Here is a 16,780-nt window from a genome sequence, read left to right on the forward strand (position 1 = left end):
CGGCATATTCAGCTATCAGTTCAATGAGCTATTAAGGCCATTGGCGCACACTATCACCATGAATAGTGCGTCGCCGACTGCAGCCATTGCCAAGCCGGGCCGCCTTGCGCGGCTCGACAACATCCTGGATCGCATCCTGGATGCGGCACCTGTTGGCATGGTGGTCTGTGACCTTGCCGGGGTGGTGCTCTATGCCAATACCGCCATCAAGACGATGCTCGGGCAGGCCGCAGCGCTGACCATTGGCGGCAGACTGACCGATCTGGTGCGCGACGATGGCGAAGGCGAAACCGCTGTCACTTTGCATGTGCAACGGCTTATCCGCGGCGAGGTCGGCAGCTATCGCGGCGAGTATCGCGTCCGGCATGCCGATGGCTCCCTGGTCTGGGTGATGCTCGCCATTTCTCTGCTGCGCGCCGACTTTGCCGAGGGGCGCGAGTGTCTGATTCTGCAATTGACCAGCATCGAGCGGCAGAAAGCGGCTGAAGCGGCGCTGGCTTTCTCCGAGAGCCGCCTCAACTATGCGCTGGAGAGTGCGCGGCAGGGCGTGTGGGACCACGATATCCGCACCGACACCATGTATTATTCGCGCATGTGGCGCGTCATGCGGGGTATTCCGCCCGACGAGCCGGTGCCGGCAGACCACCATGCGGAATGGATCAAGCGCATCCATCCCGATGACGTCGCGCATGTGCTGATCAACATGAAAAAACAGGATCGAGGCGACGACGATTTTGACGCGCTTGAGTATCGCGAGCGCAAGCGTGATGGCAATTATGTGTGGATCCTCAGCCGGGGCAAGCCGGTAGAGTGGGATGAGAACGGCACACCGATCCGAACCCTGGGTACGGACACGGACATCACCCGGCTCAAGACCGTGGAACTCGAACTGGCGGCCGAGAAGGAACGGCTGCGCGTGACGCTGGAGTCGATTGCCGACGGCATGATCTCTACGGATGCCATGGGCACGGTGATCTTCATGAACTCGGCGGCAGAACTGCTCACCGGTGTCAGCAGCGCTGACGGCCTGGGGCGGCCTGTCCAAGACATCTTTCCGCTGTCCAGCGGCGAAAGCGGCGATCGACTTCCGTGCCCGGTGTCGCAGTGTTTGGAAACCTCCGAGGTCGCCTATATCGATGGCGACGTCCTGCTCACTGGGCCGGATGGCATTGGCCGCGACATCCGCTGCACTGCTTCGCCGGTCAAGACCGGTGACCGCGGCCTTGCCGGCGTGGTGCTGGTATTCCAGGACGTTACGCAGAGCCGGGCCATGCAGCGGGCGCTGGCCCATTCGGCCGCCCATGACGATTTGACGGGCCTGCCCAACCGCGCCGCCTTTGAGCGGGCGCTCAACGCGGCCATTGCCAGTGCGCGGTCGACGCAGAGCACGCATTGCCTGCTTTATCTGGATCTGGATCGCTTCAAGCCCGTCAACGATACGGCGGGACATGCCGCGGGCGATGCTTTGCTGCGCCAGATCGCCCAGACCATTCGCGGCAGCTGCCGACGACATGATCTGGCGGCGCGCATTGGCGGCGATGAATTTGCAGTGCTGCTGCTCGACTGCCCCATGGCGAGCGGCAAGGCGCTGGCGGACAAGATTGTGCGCGCCATTGGCGCCCTCTTGTTTGACTGGGCAGGACGCACCTATCGTGTGGGGGCCAGCGTGGGCGTAACCGTCATCACCGAGGCGCCGTCGTCACCACTGGGTTTCATGGGCGAGGCCGATGCGGCCTGCTATGCGGCCAAGGCGCGCGGCCGCAGCACGGCGGTTGTGTTCCAGAGCCTTTAGTCGAGCGGCCTGAGCTCGCCCAACATGGTGGGGATCAGCTCGCTGACCGTCGGGTGAATATGCACGGTCTGCATCATGGTGGTGTAGGGCGTGCCGGCCGCCATCAATTGCAACAGGCTTTGCACCACCTCATCGCCGCCAATACCCAGCACCGCGGCGCCCAGCAGCTTCTTGCTCTCGGCGTCGACCAGCACTTTCATCATGCCCTGCGTTTCGCCGCGCTCGCGGGCGCGCGCGACATTGCTCATCAGCCTTGTACCAATCAGCGCCGGACGCCCGGATCGCCGAACCTCGTCTTCAGTCATGCCGATGCGCCCCAGCGGCGGATCAATGAACAGCCCATAGACCGGCATGCGCCCGGCCACCGAGCGCGTGCCGCCGTCGAGGACATTGTCGGCGACGATTTCAAAGTCATTGTAGGCGGTATGCGTGAAGGCGCCGCGACCGTTGACGTCGCCCAGAGCCCAGATGCCCGGCACATTGGTGCGCAGGTGATCGTCAGTGACGATATAGCCCCGCGCATCGGTGGAGACGCCGGCGGCAGACAGATTTAGCGCTTCGGTGTTGGGCGTCCGCCCCAGCGCCACCATCAGGTGGCTGCCTTCCACCGAGGCACGACGCTCACCGCTCTTGAACGACACCAGCATGCCATGGCCGGCCCGGGCCACCGATTCAATGGTGGTGTTGAACAGGAAGGTCACGCCCTCGGCTTCCAGGATCTGCCGGATGTGCTGGGATATATCGGCATCCTCGCGCTGCGCCGCCCGAGGCCCGCGCTCGACGACAGTCACCTTGGACCCGAACCGGGAGTACATATGGGCAAACTCGAGCCCGATGTAGCTGGCCCCGGCGATCACCAGATGTCCGGGCAGGCTATCGAGCCTGAGGATGGAGGTATTGGTGAGGTAGGGCACCTTGTTCAGGCCCGGCCAATCAGGAAGGCTCGCTCGGCCGCCGGTGTTGATGAAGATCTGCGGCGCACGCAGCAGGCGACCGTTCACTGCGACCTCGGTGGGCGAGGCAAAACTGGCTTCGCCGCGGATGACTTCAAGCGTGCTGTAGCCGGCCAGCCAGTCCGTAAGGCCGGCAACCGAGGCCGCAACCACGCCATCCATGCGGGCGCGCACCGCCGCCATGTCGACGCTGACCGGTCCCTTGACCATGACGCCAAAATCGCCGGCCCGCCGGGCGGCCCAGGCTGCCCGTGCGCTGGCGACCAGGGTCTTGGTGGGTGTGCAGCCATCGTTGACGCAGGTGCCGCCCAGATGCCGGCGCTCGATCAGCGCAACGCGCTTGCCGGCTCCGGCCATACGCGCCGCCAGCGACGGGCCGGCCTGACCGGCGCCGATGACAATGGCATCAAAGGGTTCAGACATGGCAGCACGCTCTCACAAACAGAATGCGCGAACCTAGTCCGGCCATCGCTGCGGCGCCAGCCCGCTCTATTCAATCGGCGCGATGGGCGTATTGCGCGGCATGCGGTTCCAGGCATCGAGGGCCGCGATCTTGTAGGCCTCTGCCAGGGTGGGATAGTTGAAGGCATTCTCCACAAAATAATCCAGCGTACCGCCCAGGTTGAGCACGGCCTGACCGATGTGGATCAGCTCCGTCGCGCCTTCGCCGACGATATGCACGCCCAGCAGTTTGCGCGTTTCGAGCGAGAAGATCATCTTCATCATGCCCGACTGCAGGCCCATGATGTGGCCGCGCGAGGTCTCGCGGAAGCGGGCGACGCCACTCTCATAGGCAATGCCCTGTTCGCGCACCTGCTGCTCGGTGAGACCGACGGTGGAGATTTCGGGCACAGCATAGATGCCATAGGGGAAGAACGCCGGCGCTGGCGGCATGGCCGCGCCGCAGGCATGCAGGGCGGCAATGCGCCCCTGCTCCATGGACGTCGAGGCGAGCGAGGGAAAGCCAATAACGTCGCCTGCGGCATAGATATTGCGCGTCGAGGTCTGAAAGGTGATCGGATCGACCTTGAGCCGCCCGCGATCGGCCGGGACGATGCCGCAATTCTCCAGCCCCAGGTCAGCGGTGGCGCCGCTGCGCCCGGCCGCATAGAGCAGCATGTCGGAGCGGATGCGACGGCCGTCCGCGAGAATGGCCACCGGCCAGCCCTGCTCGTCGAGCTCCACCGTCTCGACCTTGGCGCCGAAGCGAATGGTCATGCCGCGCTTGCGCAGGTCGTGGGTGAATTCCTCGATGATCTCGCGGTCGATGAAATCGAGAATGGTGTCACGCGGCTCAATGATGGTCACCGGCACGTCGAGCGCGGAGAAGATGGTGGCATATTCAATGCCGATAACGCCGGCGCCGACCACAGTCAGGCTGCGCGGCACGCGCGGCTCGAACACCAGGCTGTCGCTATCGACCACCGAATGGTCGTTGAACGGAATATTGGCCGGGCGATAGGGCGCCGTGCCCACCGCGATCACCGCATGCTCGAAGCCGAAGGTGTGCACATCGCCCGTCGGGTCGGTGACGCTGATGTGGTTGGCGTCGATGAAGCGCGCCTTGCCGGCGAAGGTGCGCACGCCATTGCGGGCGAACTGGTGCTCGAGCACCTCGATCTCATAGTCCAGCGTCATGCGCAGGCGGGCACCGAGATCTTTGCCCTCGATGTCCTTTTTGACGCGATAGGACAGGCCATAGAAGCCGCGCTCACGCCAGCCGGAGAGGTTGAGCACGGTCTCGCGGAGCGTCTTGGACGGGATGGTGCCGGTGTGGACCGACACGCCGCCCAGGCGGAGCCGGTTCTCCACCACCAGAACCGATTTGCCCAGCTTGGCCGCCTGGATGGCGGCGCGACGGCCGGCCGGACCACTGCCGATGACGACGAGATTATATGTGTTCAACTGCTGCCCCCGATTCGACGCCAGCGACGCCTATCCGCAGACTGTGACACTGCCATTGCGCATCGCGCAATGTTTGGTGCGGTAGGGCTGAAATGCAGCGCTAGTCGCCGCGCAGCACTTCATTGATCTCCGGCAGATTGTAGAACTTGCGGATCACATCCCAGCCCTCTTCGGCGGTCTCAACGATGGTGAAGAGGTCGGGATCGGTGGGGGCAATTGTGCCGGCTTCGGCCAGGGCCTCGAAATTGATGACCTTGCTCCAGAAGCCTGCGCCGAACAGCAGCAGCGGAATGCGCGCCATGCGCCCGGTCTGGATCAGGGTCAGGGTCTCGAAGAACTCGTCCAGCGTGCCGAAACCGCCGGGGAATACGGCCACTGCCTTGGCCCGCATCAGGAAATGGATCTTGCGGGTAGCGAAATAGTGGAAGTTGAAGCTCAGTTCCGGCGTCACATAGGGATTGGGCGCCTGCTCATGCGGCAGCACGATGTTGAGCCCGATCGAGGGCGCGCCGACATCGGCCGCGCCGCGGTTGCCGGCCTCCATCACGCCGGGCCCACCGCCGGTGACCACCACATAGTCCTTGAAGTCGAGCGCCTTGGAGGTGGCGGAGGCGAGCTGGGCGAAATGGCGCGCCTCGTCATAGTAGTGCGAAGCCGCCTCAAGATTGGCGCGTTGGACATCATTGCGCGCCGCCCAGGCCGCCTTACCCGGCTCGGGAATGCGGGCACCGCCGAACAGCACGACTGTCGAATTGATGCCGCGCTCGCGCAGGCGGAACTCGCTCTTGAGATACTCGAGCTGGAAGCGAATGCCGCGCGTGTCCTCGGAGGTGAGGAATTCATCGTCGGCGAAGGCCAGGCGGAATGCCGCCGATTCGGTCTGGGGAGTGTGCGGGGCGCGCTTGCTGGCGGCGACATCCTCGCCAGAGGTGCGCAAAGGTGTGGGGCGGCGTTTGGCCATTGTTGGGCTCCATCTTGGTGGGGCCCTTGTAGCGCGTTGCCGTGCCGATGCGAAAGTTAGCGACGCCGTCACGAGAGCGTCATTGCAGCGTCGTCACGCTGTTGCCGAGGCGCGGCAGGAGTTTGTGAAATTTCCCCGGGAGATCCTCCATGCGAACCCTGCCCTGTGTGCTTGTTGCTATTCTCTTGTCGTCGAGCGCATTGCCCGCGCTGGCCCAGAGCGTTGCAGAGGTTGCCCCCACGCTGCAGACCCCCATCCTGACCGAGGCGGATGCGGACGCAGATGCCGACGATCCGGCAATTTTCGTCAATGCTGCAGACAGCGCCAAAAGCCTTGTGGTTACGGCGGTCAAGAATGGCGGCATTCGCGTTTATGGTCTCGACGGCAGCCTGATCCAGACCGTTCTCCCCGCCGAAGATGGCCGCATCAACAATGTCGATATCGTCTATGGCTTCACGCTGGATGACGGCTCCAAGGCAGACCTCGTGCTGGCCGCGGATCGCGGGCTCGATATCATCCGCGCCTTCCGCATCGACCCGGCGGCCGCCGAGCCGCTGAGCGAGATCACCGATCCGGCAGCCGCCCGTGCCTTTCCGAAGCGCTACACCAATGACGGCACTGCGACCGAGGACAATCCGGTCGATGACCAGAATACGGTCTATGGCCTTGCCGCGTGGAGCGACCCGGCCGCCGGCAAGACCTGGATCGTGGGAACACAGCGACATCAGCCGACGGTTGGCGTGTTCACGCTGATGGCAACGGCTGGCGGCAAGGTTCAGGCTGTGCTCGACCATGAATTCCGCGGCGTCACCACCCAGGATGGCCAGGACCTATGGGCCGAAAATGACGACGATCCGCTGCTCGATTTCAGCCCGCAGTTCGAAGGCGCCGTGATCGACCGGACCACGGGCACGATCTACGCCGGCCAGGAAGATGTGGGCATCTGGACTGTTCCGGTTACGGGTGGCGAGCCCAAGCTGGCCTACACCACGCGCGGTTCGGCCAGCAGCAGCTTCCACCATCCCGACAGCGTCATCGCGCGCGATGTGGAAGGGCTGAGCATCTACTACGCCGCGACCGGCACGAAATATCTGCTGGCGTCCAGCCAGGGCGGCGCGCACGGCGATGCGCCGGCGCCCGATGCGCCCTATGACGACAGCTTCGCCGTGTTTGACATCACCAAGGACATGAGCCTGCTCGGCTCGTTCCGCGTGGCGGCGGCCGGTGACATCGATGCCGTGCAGGAAAGTGATGGCGCCGATGTGCTGTCGCTGGGTCTGCCCGGGTTTGAGAACGGGTTGTTCATCACCCAGGATGGCTATGCTGCGGACCTCAACGGCCTGGACGGCGAGGTCGACTCGACCAATTTCAAGTTCGTCGACTGGGCTCTGATCGCCAACAGCTTCAATCCCCCGCTTGAGATCACGCCCCAGGGCGGCGATCCGCGCCAGTAGTCGGGCCCCCTGCAGGTCAAAGGGCGTTGGGTCTTGCCAACGCCCTTTTTTGTTCGCATATAGCGCATCGGGAGGTTGGCGCGGACGTGTTCCTCGCCAACCGGGTCAGGTCCGGAAGGAAGCAGCCCCAACGAGACCTTCACGGGTCGTTGCCAGCCTCCTACTGCAGCCTTTGGCCGTCACAGGGTTTGCACAGCCCAGGCAGAGGCTTTCCCACCCGATGTGGTAAGAAAGCGAAATGGCTGGCTCCGATTCTGCATCATCGCCCTATCTCGTGCTTGCGCGGAAATATCGCCCGCGCGACTTCACCACGCTCGTCGGCCAGGACGCCATGGTGCAGACGCTGGGCAATGCCTTTGCGCAGAACCGTATTCACCACGCCTTTATCCTGACCGGCGTGCGCGGCGTCGGCAAGACCACCACCGCCCGCATCCTGGCCCGCGCCTTCAACTATGAAGACGCCAGCGGCCCCCATCCCACGCTCGACCTGAGCGTCGAGGGCGAGCACTGCCGCGCCATCATCGAAGGCCGCCACGTCGATGTGATCGAGATGGACGCGGCCTCCAATACCGGCATCGGCGACATCCGCGAAATCATCGACTCGGTGAAATATGCGCCATCGTCGGCGCCCTACAAAGTCTATGTCATCGACGAAGTGCACATGCTCTCCACGGCGGCCTTCAACGGGCTGCTCAAGACGCTGGAAGAGCCACCGCCCTATGTGAAGTTCATCTTTGCCACCACCGAGATCCGCAAGGTTCCGGTGACGATCCTGAGCCGCTGCATGCGGTTCGACCTGCGGCGCATCACGCCCGAGATCATGTCGGCCTATCTCGAATCGATCCTCAATCAGGAGGGGATCGGCTTTGAGCCCGAGGCGCTGGCGATGATCGTGCGGGCGGGCGAAGGCTCGGCGCGCGACAATCTGAGCCTGCTCGATCAGGCGATTGCCCATGGCAATGGCATGGTGACGGCGGCCACGGTCAAGGCCATGCTGGGCCTGGGCGATCGGGCGCGCATCATTGACCTGTTCGAGGAATTGATGGGCGGCCGTATCGGCGAGGCCATCGGCACCATGCGCACGCTCTATGACCTGGGCGCCGATCCGCAGACGCTGGTGGCGGACCTCGCCGATTTCACCCATCTGGTGACCCGCATCAAGGTGGTACCGGCAGCGGCTGACGATGTCTCGCTGACGCCGGACGAACGCCGCCGCGGCGCCGAACTGGCCAGCAAGCTGCCCATGCGCGCGCTGACGCGCGCCTGGCAGATCCTGTTCAAGGGCCATGAGGAAGTCTCGCGAGCCAACAATAGCCTGCAGGCGGCCGAAATGGCGCTGATCCGGCTGGCCTATGCCGCCGATCTGCCGAGCCCGGACGATCTGATCGCCAAGCTGGCCAACCAGCCGGCGCCGGCCCCTGCCATGCCCAGCATGGCCCTGCCACCGCGCAGCGACCGCCCCTCGGGACCCTCAGGTGGTGGTGCATCCAGCGCCTCGGCCATGCGGATCGAACAGCCCGAGCCGGTTGACGCCGTGGCGGCAGCGCCTGAGGCGCCGCAGGCCATTGCCATACCCAAGCCGGCGCTGGCGACCGTCACCAGCTACAAGGATCTGATTGCCCTGGCCGGCGCCAAGCGCGATGTGCTGGTCAAGTTGGCGCTCGAAGGCTCGATGCGCCCGATTTCCTTTGAACAGGGCCGCATCGAAGTGGCCCTGATGGACGGCACCGATCCCGGCATTATCGCCACGCTCTCGGCCCGACTACAGCTGTGGACCGGCGAGCGCTGGCTGGTCATGGTCTCCACCAAGCCGCCCGAGGGGCTGACGCTGCGCCAGGAGACTGAGCAGCGCAAGCAGGCCGCCCACGAGGCCGCCCATGCCGATCCGCTGGTCAAGGCCATTCTCGAGACATTTCCAGGCGCCAAGGTCGTCAATGTGACGGTGCGCGACGAGGCCGCCGCCGTGGTTGACGATGTGCCGCCCCCACCACCCGAAGAGGACGACGAATGAAAGACATCATGGGTATGATGAAGGCCGCCAGCGAAATGAAGGGCAAGATGGAGGCCATGCAGGCCGAGCTTGCCGAGCTGGTTGTCGAAGGCCGTTCCGGCGGCGGCATGGTCACCGTGTCGCTCAGCGGCAAGGGTGAACTGAAGGCCCTCAAGATCGATCCGTCCCTATTCAAGGAAGACGATGTCGAAGTGCTCGAGGACCTGATCATCGCCGCCCATGCCGATGCCAAGGGCAAGAGCGAAGCCGAGATGCAGCGCAAGATGGCCGAGGTCACCGCCGGCCTGCCGATCCCGCCCGGCATGAAGTTTCCGTTCTAGGCTGCCGCACAATTGGCCAATGGCGGACCCGAGATTGAGCAGCTGATCCAGCTGATGGCGCGCCTGCCGGGCTTTGGGCCCCGCTCGGCGCGGCGGGCTGTGTTGCAGCTGATAAAGAAGAAGGATCAGCTGATGATCCCGCTGTCGGCGGCGCTGGACCGCGCCGTCGCGGCGGTGTGCACCTGCGAAATCTGCGGCAATGTCGATACGGTGAGCCCCTGCACCATCTGCGCAGACCCGAGGCGGGCCGAGAGCGGCATGCTGATCGTGGTCGAGGATGTGGCGGACCTGTGGGCGCTGGAGCGCGCCGGCGTTGGCGCCGTGCGCTATCATGTGCTGGGGGGCGTGCTGTCCCCGCTCGATGGCGTGGGGCCCGATGACATCACCATCGATGCGCTGATCGCCCGGGCGCCGCAGTTCCGCGAGATCGTGCTGGCGGTCAATGCCACGGTCGAGGGCCAGACCACCGCGCATTATATTACCGACCGCCTGAGCGGGCAGAACCTGACCATCACGCGGCTGGCCCATGGCGTGCCCATGGGCGGCGAGCTGGATTATCTCGACGAAGGCACGCTGAGCCAGGCGCTCAAGGCCCGCACCAGCATCTAGCCAAGCGCCGTTGGCCTAAGCGGCCTGGGCCAGACCGCCAACATCGGCGGTCACGGCGGCATAGTACGCGCGCAGCTGGTCGATGCCGTAGCCGCAGGCCGCGATCTGGGTGGCGAGGAAGTCAAACCCGCCGCGCCCATCGCGGGAGCGAATGCCCGCTTCGACAACCTGGTCGGCGAAAGCATCAGCCTTGGACAGGTCAAGGCCGAGGCACTGGGCGACGACAGCACCGGCGGACCGGTCCGCCCGGGCGCGGTCATAGAACCGGCGCTCCTCAACCCAGAAATACTTGCGCAGTGTTGCTTCTTGAGCGGTAGAAATCGTGTCCATTGCCGTCCCCAAACGCCTGTGTGGCTGTCTGGGACGACAATGCGACTGCCATTTTAAGGGGCATGCAAACAATTCGATACAATTGTCTGCAATCGGCGGGCAGCCAAGTAAGAGGGGTCGAGTTCTCACAGTTCTCGCCCGCCGGACAATTCTAGAAACAGGCAATGCCAGCCCTTTAGACTGGCCGTCAATGATCGGTAACCATTGCAGCAATTACCACCGGCTGGTGGCGTCTTGTCGCACCGACCGGCCAGCGTCCTGCGCTTTCAGGCCAGATCGCCGGGGTCATCCACCACCAGGCGAAGCGTCGAGGCCGGCGGGTCCTGACGCTCGTCGCTGCCTTCCCAGCCAGTCGGAATGATCTGGCTGGACTTGGCCCCCAGTTCGCGCAGCATTTCGACCTGGCGCACGACATTGCCCTTGCCGGACGACAGCTGCCCGCGCGCCGCATCAAAGCTGCTGCGCGCCTTGTCGAGATGGCCGTCGAGCTTGTCCATGCTGCCGAGAAAACCCACCACCTTGTCGTAGAGCGCGCCGGCGCGGCTGGCGATTTCCTCGGCGTTGCGGTGGCGCTTCTCGATGTCCCAGACATTGCGCACGGTGCGCAGCACGGTCATCAGCGTGGTCGGGGTGGTCAGCATGACGCCCTGGCTCATGCCGTATTCGACGAGCTTGGCATCGGCCTGGATTGCCGTGGCGAGCGCGGATTCGATGGGCACGAACATCATCACATAGTCCAGGCTACTGCGCGCATGGCGTTGATAGGTCTTTTCGCCCAGCGTGCGGATATGGGTGCGGATGGAGACGATATGGGCTTGTAGATACTGGCCTTTTGTCTCTTCTTCGGCATTCACATAGGCCTCGAAGGCGGTCAGCGAGACCTTGGAATCGATGACCAACCGGTCATTGTTGGGCATCAGCACCTCGACATCGGTGCGCACCCGGCTGCCGTCCTCGGCGGTGTGGCTGGTCTGGGTGATGAACTCCTCGCCCTCGCGCAGGCCTGAGCCCTCGAGGATGGTGGAGAGGATCATTTCCCCCCAGGCGCCCTGGGTTTGCGAATTGCCCTTGAGCGCGCGCGTGAGGTTCTGCGCCTCGGTGGTGATCTGCAAATTGCTAGCCGCAAGGGCCCGAATCTGTTCACCCATGGTTGCCCGATCGCGTAGCAGTTCGCTCTGAAATGCGATGATCTTGTCGTTGAGCGGCTTGAGCAGGTTGTCGACCTGCTCGCGGTTCTGCTTGGAGAAGGTCTCGCCATGGCTTTTGAGCACGTCGCCGGCAATGGCCTTGAACTCGTCGGTCATGTGCTGGCGCGCTTCGAGAAAGCGCTTGAGGTTTTCGGCGGACTGCTTTTCCTGCTCGGCCATGCGGGCGCGCAGGCCCGAGACTTCGCCCAGAAGCTCGGCACTGCGACTGCGTTCGGCGTCCAGCAGGCCTTCGCCACGCTGGCGCTCCTGCTGGATCTGGCGATCCATGTCTTCGATGCGGCGGTCGCGCTCGGCGATCTGGGCCTGGAAATTGCTGCGGAGCTGATCGGCCGCCTGCTGGGCGGCGGCCTCGGCCCGGGCGGCGCTGGCGCGCATGGATGAGATCACGGCAATGCCGAGGCCGAGGGCCAGCAGGAGCCCGGCGGCCAGGGCGGCGGTGGCGGTGGTGATCGGCCAATCGCCGAGCATGAAGAGCTGTGTGTCCATGGGGGGAGTCTAGCCGATTCGAGGCGTTGCCAGAATGTTCCGCAGGTCCAGCCCCACAACAGAGGCGTGTCGAAAGGCCACAAGAGTTGACCTGCTGCGCGGAAATACCATATCGAAAGGCAATTCCCCTTTCGCCGGATCAACACACATGGCTATCCGCCCCATTCTTGTCATTCCTGATGCGCGCCTGCGGGCCGTCACCGATCCGATCGATACGGTCGATGACTCCATCAAGGAACTGGCCAAGGACATGCTCGACACCATGTATGACGCGCCCGGCATCGGCCTGGCCGCCCCGCAGATCGGGGTGATGAAGCGCATCGTGGTGATGGATCTGGCCGGCGAGGACGAAACGCCCACGCCGCTGGTGATGATCAATCCCGAGATCACCCATTTCGGCGAGCAGATGCAGGTGACCGAGGAAGGGTGCCTGTCGATCCCCGAGCTGTATTATGAGGTCGAGCGCCCCAATGAGGTGACGGTGACCTATACCGACCTCGAGGGCAAAGAGGTGACGCTGGACGCCGAGGGCAAGCTGGCCGTCTGCATCCAGCACGAGCTCGATCACCTCGATGGCGTGCTCTATATCGACTATCTCAGCCGCCTCAAGCGCGACCGGGTGATCAAGAAGTTTGAAAAGGCCGCCAAGCGCGCCGCCGGCTAGCGCCTTCGCCCCTTAAGAGTTGACGACCATCATCACCGGGCTTGTCCCGGTGATCCATTTTCTGGCCGGCATCACGAGGTGCCCGCACGGAATGACTGAGGGCAGAGGCCCAGACCGAGGAGCCGCACGCATGCGCATCGTCTTCATGGGAACGCCGGAGTTCTCCGTTCCGACCCTGACCGAGATCGTCTCGTCGGGCCATGAGGTGGTGGCTGTCTATACGCGCGCGCCAAAACCCGCCGGGCGCGGGCAGGAAGAGCGCAAGTCGCCGGTGCATGTGGCCGCAGAAGGCTTTGGCATTCCGGTGTTCACGCCGCGCTCGCTCAAGGGCGAAGACGAACAGGCCGCCTTTGCAGCGCTTGATGCCGATCTGGGCGTGGTGGTGGCCTATGGCCTGCTGCTGCCCAAGCCGGTGCTGGATGCGCCGCGCCTGGGCTGCATCAATCTGCATGGTTCGCTGCTGCCGCGCTGGCGCGGCGCGGCACCCATCCAGCGCGCCGTGATGGCCGGCGATGCCCAGACGGGCGTGCAGGTGATGCAGATGGAAGAGGGCCTTGATACCGGCCCGATCGGCCTGGGCGAAGTGATCGCCATCCCCCCCGACATGACGGCGGGCGAATTGCACGACACCATGATGCGGGTGGGCGCCGACCTGATGGGCCGGGCCCTGGCGGCTCTTGAGCGCGGCAGCCTCAGTTTCACGCCGCAGGCCGAAGACGGCACGGTCTATGCCAAAAAGATCGAAAAGGCCGAGAGCCGCATCGACTGGTCGCTGCCCGCCGAGACGGTGCACAACCATATCCGCGGCCTCTCGCCCTTCCCCGGCGCCTGGTTCGAGATCGAGTTGGGCGGCAAGCCGGTGCGGGTCAAGGCGCTGCGCTCGACGCTCGCCAGCGGAAGCGGCGCGCCCGGCACGCTGGGGCCGAACCTCACCATTGCCTGCGGCAGCGGTGCCGTACGGCTGACCCAGGTGCAGCGCGAGGGCAAGGGCGCCATGGATGCCGCCACCTTCCTGCGCGGCGCCGGCACGCTGCCCTCCAGCGTCCTCTAGATGCCGCGCTACAAGCTCACCATCGAATATGACGGAACCCCGTTTTCGGGCTGGCAGCGCCAGGCCGATCGCCCCAGCGTGCAGCAGGCGGTGGAAGAAGCCATCGGGCGCATGTCAGGCGAGACCATCTCCATCCAGGCGGCGGGACGCACGGACGCGGGCGTGCATGCGCTGGGCCAGGTGGTGCATGTCGATCTCGGCAAGGATTGGGACCCGTTCCGCATCCGCGAGGCGCTGAACTATCACCTGCGGCCCGATCCGGTGGCGGTGCTGCTGGTCGAGGCGGTGGACGAGAGTTTTGAGGCGCGGTTCTCTGCCCTGGCGCGACACTATGAATATCGCATTCTCAACCGGCGGGCGCCGGCAGTGATGGAACGGCAGCACGTGTGGCATGTGCCCATGCCGCTTGATGCCGATGCCATGGACCATGCTGCCGGGCTCATCCTGGGCAAGCATGACTTCACCACCTTCCGCTCGGCGGAGTGCCAGGCCAATTCTCCGGTACGGACGCTGGATGTCTTTTCGGTGCGGCGGGAACTCGACCATATCGTGGTGGTCGCCAGCGCCCGCAGTTTTCTGCATCACCAGGTGCGCTCGATGGTGGGTTCGCTCAAGCTGGTGGGCGAAGGCAAATGGTCGCCCAAGGATTTCCGTGCCGCGCTCGACGCGCGCCAGCGCAGCCGCTGCGGCGCCATGGCGCCACCCGATGGGCTCTATTTGACGCGCGTGGACTACTAGAACATCGACCCCAGCATCAGCTGCAGCACCAGGGCGGTGCCCAGTTGTGAGGCCACAAAGAGCGCAACATAGGTTGGGCGCAGTGTGACGATCAGCCGAGCAATATTGACCGACATGACAAGTGCGGCGATGCCCAGGACAACAAAGGGAATGCTGCCACTGGTCAATTGGGCGGCCTCGCCGGCGGTGTTCATCGCAAAGGGCTGGCCAAACACGCCGATGGCGGTGACAGCAAGAATACCCTGAAACAGGGTCGCCCAGTTTTGCACGACCACAAAGGGGACAAAACCATCGTTTCGTCCCAGGAGGCGCAGCACAACAAAGGCAATGCCAAACTGCATCGCCGTGACAATCGAGGCCAGGATGACCACGCTCATGGAGACCCCGGGCGGTGTCGAGATGCCGATCAATTGCGGCCCAAAGGCCTGTACGGCCAGACTGAGCACCAAGGCGATGAAGGACCCGACAAGGCCTCGCTGGCTGAAGTCGAAATAGTCGGGCGCATTGCGCCGGCCGGTCAGCAGGGCCACGCAGCCGCGCGCTGCGGCGATCAATTCATCGAAGAAAGTCTGGGTCGGTTGGGCCAAGGCGTATCTCGATCAATCAGATAGGGGAAGCAGCGTTGGACACCATGTAGAGCGCCATGCGCAGGGCGACAAGCAGCACGAAGGTCAAAACCGCAGAACCGGCGGCAATCCCCGGATGCCAGCCCATTGCGACGCGCATGAGGCAATAGAGCAGATAAGCGACGCCGACCCAGGCCAGCATGACGAGCGGGCCGGCGAACAGCGCCAACAGCCCCTCAAGCAGCAAGAGAGCCGTGAGCGCATAGACGCCCGGCACCAGCGCTGGCACCAGCGGTTGAGTATCGTTGAGCATTTTGCGGGTGCCCAGCAGCACCAGCACAAAGGCCAGGATGGGCAGCGCCAGCACGGCCATGGCTGCGATGACGCCGACGAGGCCCGGCATGCCGATGCTCATCGAGGTCAGCGCCACGGCCAGAAACGCCACAAAGGCATAGAGCAGGAGCGCCGTCACCAGCCCCGGCACGGTGAGCGCAAACTGGCTGCGCCAGCCGGGATGGCTCTGGACGATCAGCCGCCAGCCGGTGACGGCGCGGGAGAGGATGCTCAAGCTCTTCATTGCGGCACCGCAAAGAAGGCCAGCATGAAGCGACGGTAGATCTCGGCGAGGCCTTCGAGATCGCTCAGGGCAATATGCTCATCGGCCTTGTGCATGGAGGGGCCGACAAGGCCGCATTCCACCACCGGGCCATATTGGGCGATGAAGCGGGCATCCGATGTGCCGCCGCCGGTCGAGTATTCTGGGCGCTTGCCGGTGACATCCGCAATGCTGCTGGCCAGCACGTCCACATCGGCGCTCAGCGGCGACAGGAACGAACGGGATGGCACGCCGGACACGGCAAAGTCGATCTGGGTGCCGCGCGGATCAACCGTGGCAATGCGTCCGCGCACCCAGTCGGCCAGAGTCTGGGGCGTCCACAGATCATTGTAGCGGATGTTGAAGCGCAGGTTGCCGGACGCCGGAATGACATTGGAAATGTCGTTGCCGACATCGATGGAGGTCACTTCCAGATTGGTGGCCGGGAAATGCGCGGTGCCCGTATCGATCGTGGTGTCGAGCGCGGTGACCAGTTGCGCCAGTACCGGCAGGGGATTGTTGGCCTTGTCGGGATAGGCGACATGGCCCTGGGTGCCCGAAACCGTGATGCGGCCGGACAGCGAGCCGCGCCGGCCGATCTTGATGCTGTCGCCCAAAGTGCTGGCCGAGCTGGGTTCGCCGACAATCGCGAAATCGAAATGGTGCTGCTGCTGGCTGACCCAGGCCATCAGCTTTTCCGTGCCATTGATGGCGTCGGCTTCCTCGTCATTGGTGATGGCGAGCTGGATGGTGCCGGCCTCGGGCGGAATGGCGGCGCAGGCGGCGACGAAAGCGGCAATGCCCGATTTCATATCGGCAGCGCCGCGGCCAAACAGCTTGCCGTCGGCCTCCCGCGGCACAAAGGGATCGCTGGTCCAGGTTGCCAGATCGCCGGGCGGCACGACGTCGGTATGGCCGGCGAACAGCAGGCGACGCCCACCCTGCCCGCGCGTGGCGAAGAGATTATCGACGGGATAGGAGCCATCGCCCTCAAAGCGCAGGCGGGTCACGGCAAAGCCCATGGCGGTCAGGGCAGCGTCCAGGGCATCGAGCGCCCCGGCTTCGGCCGGCGTCACCGAGGGGCAGGCAATCAATTGCTTGAGGAGCGTGATGGCCAGGGCCGAAACGTCAGTCATC

The 16,780-nt window shown here is 64.3% G+C and carries 16 protein-coding genes and 1 other RNA gene; 9 read left to right on the forward strand and 8 right to left on the reverse strand.

Translation table 11 applies throughout. The features are described 5' to 3' along the window. The first annotated feature begins 58 nt into the window (after positions 1–58). On the forward strand, positions 59–1,792 hold the full coding sequence (locus E8M79_RS00145; protein WP_137149907.1) for a diguanylate cyclase: 1,734 nt from the start codon (positions 59–61) through the stop codon (positions 1,790–1,792). Here E8M79_RS00145 and E8M79_RS00150 read toward each other — a convergent pair. From E8M79_RS00150 to E8M79_RS00160, 3 genes are all read right to left on the reverse strand, one after another. Further along, positions 1,789–3,168, reverse strand: coding sequence for an FAD-containing oxidoreductase (locus E8M79_RS00150; RefSeq protein WP_137149908.1), 1,380 nt, complete (start codon positions 3,166–3,168; stop codon positions 1,789–1,791). The genes E8M79_RS00145 and E8M79_RS00150 overlap by 4 nt on opposite strands. Before the next feature lie 66 nt (positions 3,169–3,234). Further along, the gene (gene sthA / locus E8M79_RS00155; protein WP_137149909.1) at positions 3,235–4,650 is read right to left on the reverse strand and encodes a Si-specific NAD(P)(+) transhydrogenase; all 1,416 of its coding nucleotides are present in this window, start codon (positions 4,648–4,650) and stop codon (positions 3,235–3,237) included. Between the two features lie 100 nt (positions 4,651–4,750). Next, the gene (locus tag E8M79_RS00160; RefSeq protein ID WP_137149910.1) at positions 4,751–5,611 is read right to left on the reverse strand and encodes an LOG family protein; all 861 of its coding nucleotides are present in this window, start codon (positions 5,609–5,611) and stop codon (positions 4,751–4,753) included. Between the two features lie 149 nt (positions 5,612–5,760). Between E8M79_RS00160 and E8M79_RS00165 the strand changes: the two genes are divergently transcribed. The 5 genes from E8M79_RS00165 (at position 5,761) to recR (ending at position 10,005) form a co-directional block, all read left to right on the forward strand. Next, positions 5,761–7,065 (forward strand): phytase, encoded by a 1,305-nt coding sequence (locus tag E8M79_RS00165; RefSeq protein WP_137149911.1) that lies wholly within the window; start codon positions 5,761–5,763, stop codon positions 7,063–7,065. 69 nt (positions 7,066–7,134) lie between these two features. Beyond that, positions 7,135–7,230, forward strand: an RNA gene (gene ffs, locus E8M79_RS00170) — signal recognition particle sRNA small type. Between the two features lie 73 nt (positions 7,231–7,303). Further along, on the forward strand, positions 7,304–9,076 hold the full coding sequence (locus tag E8M79_RS00175; RefSeq protein ID WP_137149912.1) for a DNA polymerase III subunit gamma/tau: 1,773 nt from the start codon (positions 7,304–7,306) through the stop codon (positions 9,074–9,076). Further along, positions 9,073–9,396: a YbaB/EbfC family nucleoid-associated protein gene (locus E8M79_RS00180; RefSeq protein WP_137149913.1), complete on the forward strand. Its 324-nt coding sequence runs from the start codon at positions 9,073–9,075 to the stop codon at positions 9,394–9,396. The genes E8M79_RS00175 and E8M79_RS00180 overlap by 4 nt, the downstream gene beginning before the upstream one ends. Positions 9,397–9,408: 12 nt before the next feature. After that, complete coding sequence (recR, locus tag E8M79_RS00185) at positions 9,409–10,005, forward strand: recombination mediator RecR (protein ID WP_137149914.1); 597 nt, start codon at positions 9,409–9,411, stop codon at positions 10,003–10,005. Between the two features lie 15 nt (positions 10,006–10,020). On the opposite strand, the gene E8M79_RS00190 is transcribed toward recR, so the two are convergent. Both E8M79_RS00190 and rmuC read right to left on the reverse strand, forming a co-directional pair. Next, positions 10,021–10,335 carry an ATPase inhibitor subunit zeta gene (locus E8M79_RS00190; RefSeq protein WP_137149915.1) on the reverse strand — a complete coding sequence of 105 codons (315 nt, stop codon included), beginning with the start codon at positions 10,333–10,335 and terminating at the stop codon, positions 10,021–10,023. A gap of 266 nt (positions 10,336–10,601) precedes the next feature. Further along, positions 10,602–12,029: a DNA recombination protein RmuC gene (gene rmuC, locus E8M79_RS00195; RefSeq protein WP_137149916.1), complete on the reverse strand. Its 1,428-nt coding sequence runs from the start codon at positions 12,027–12,029 to the stop codon at positions 10,602–10,604. Positions 12,030–12,177: 148 nt separating this feature from the next. Between rmuC and def the strand changes: the two genes are divergently transcribed. The 3 genes from def to truA all read left to right on the forward strand — a co-directional run bounded on the left by def (position 12,178) and on the right by truA (position 14,482). After that, the gene (gene def / locus E8M79_RS00200) at positions 12,178–12,693 is read left to right on the forward strand and encodes a peptide deformylase (protein ID WP_137149917.1); all 516 of its coding nucleotides are present in this window, start codon (positions 12,178–12,180) and stop codon (positions 12,691–12,693) included. Between the two features lie 130 nt (positions 12,694–12,823). After that, positions 12,824–13,744 carry a methionyl-tRNA formyltransferase gene (gene fmt / locus E8M79_RS00205; RefSeq protein WP_137149918.1) on the forward strand — a complete coding sequence of 307 codons (921 nt, stop codon included), beginning with the start codon at positions 12,824–12,826 and terminating at the stop codon, positions 13,742–13,744. Then, the gene (truA, locus tag E8M79_RS00210; protein WP_137149919.1) at positions 13,745–14,482 is read left to right on the forward strand and encodes a tRNA pseudouridine(38-40) synthase TruA; all 738 of its coding nucleotides are present in this window, start codon (positions 13,745–13,747) and stop codon (positions 14,480–14,482) included. It begins immediately after the preceding gene. Here the strand turns inward: truA and E8M79_RS00215 are convergent. From E8M79_RS00215 to dapE, 3 genes are read right to left on the reverse strand one after another with little or no spacing between them, the layout of a single operon-like run. Then, a complete protein-coding gene (locus tag E8M79_RS00215; RefSeq protein ID WP_137149920.1) occupies positions 14,479–15,069 on the reverse strand; it encodes a hypothetical protein in 591 nt (196 codons plus the stop codon). The genes truA and E8M79_RS00215 overlap by 4 nt on opposite strands. Positions 15,070–15,085: 16 nt before the next feature. Next, positions 15,086–15,625, reverse strand: coding sequence for a hypothetical protein (locus E8M79_RS00220; protein WP_137149921.1), 540 nt, complete (start codon positions 15,623–15,625; stop codon positions 15,086–15,088). Continuing rightward, positions 15,622–16,779 carry a succinyl-diaminopimelate desuccinylase gene (gene dapE, locus E8M79_RS00225; RefSeq protein WP_137149922.1) on the reverse strand — a complete coding sequence of 386 codons (1,158 nt, stop codon included), beginning with the start codon at positions 16,777–16,779 and terminating at the stop codon, positions 15,622–15,624. Before dapE ends, E8M79_RS00220 begins: the two co-directional genes overlap by 4 nt. Between the last annotated feature and the right edge of the window lies 1 nt (position 16,780).

The organism is Devosia sp. FKR38, from assembly GCF_005222805.1.
Lineage (GTDB): Bacteria > Pseudomonadota > Alphaproteobacteria > Rhizobiales > Devosiaceae > Devosia.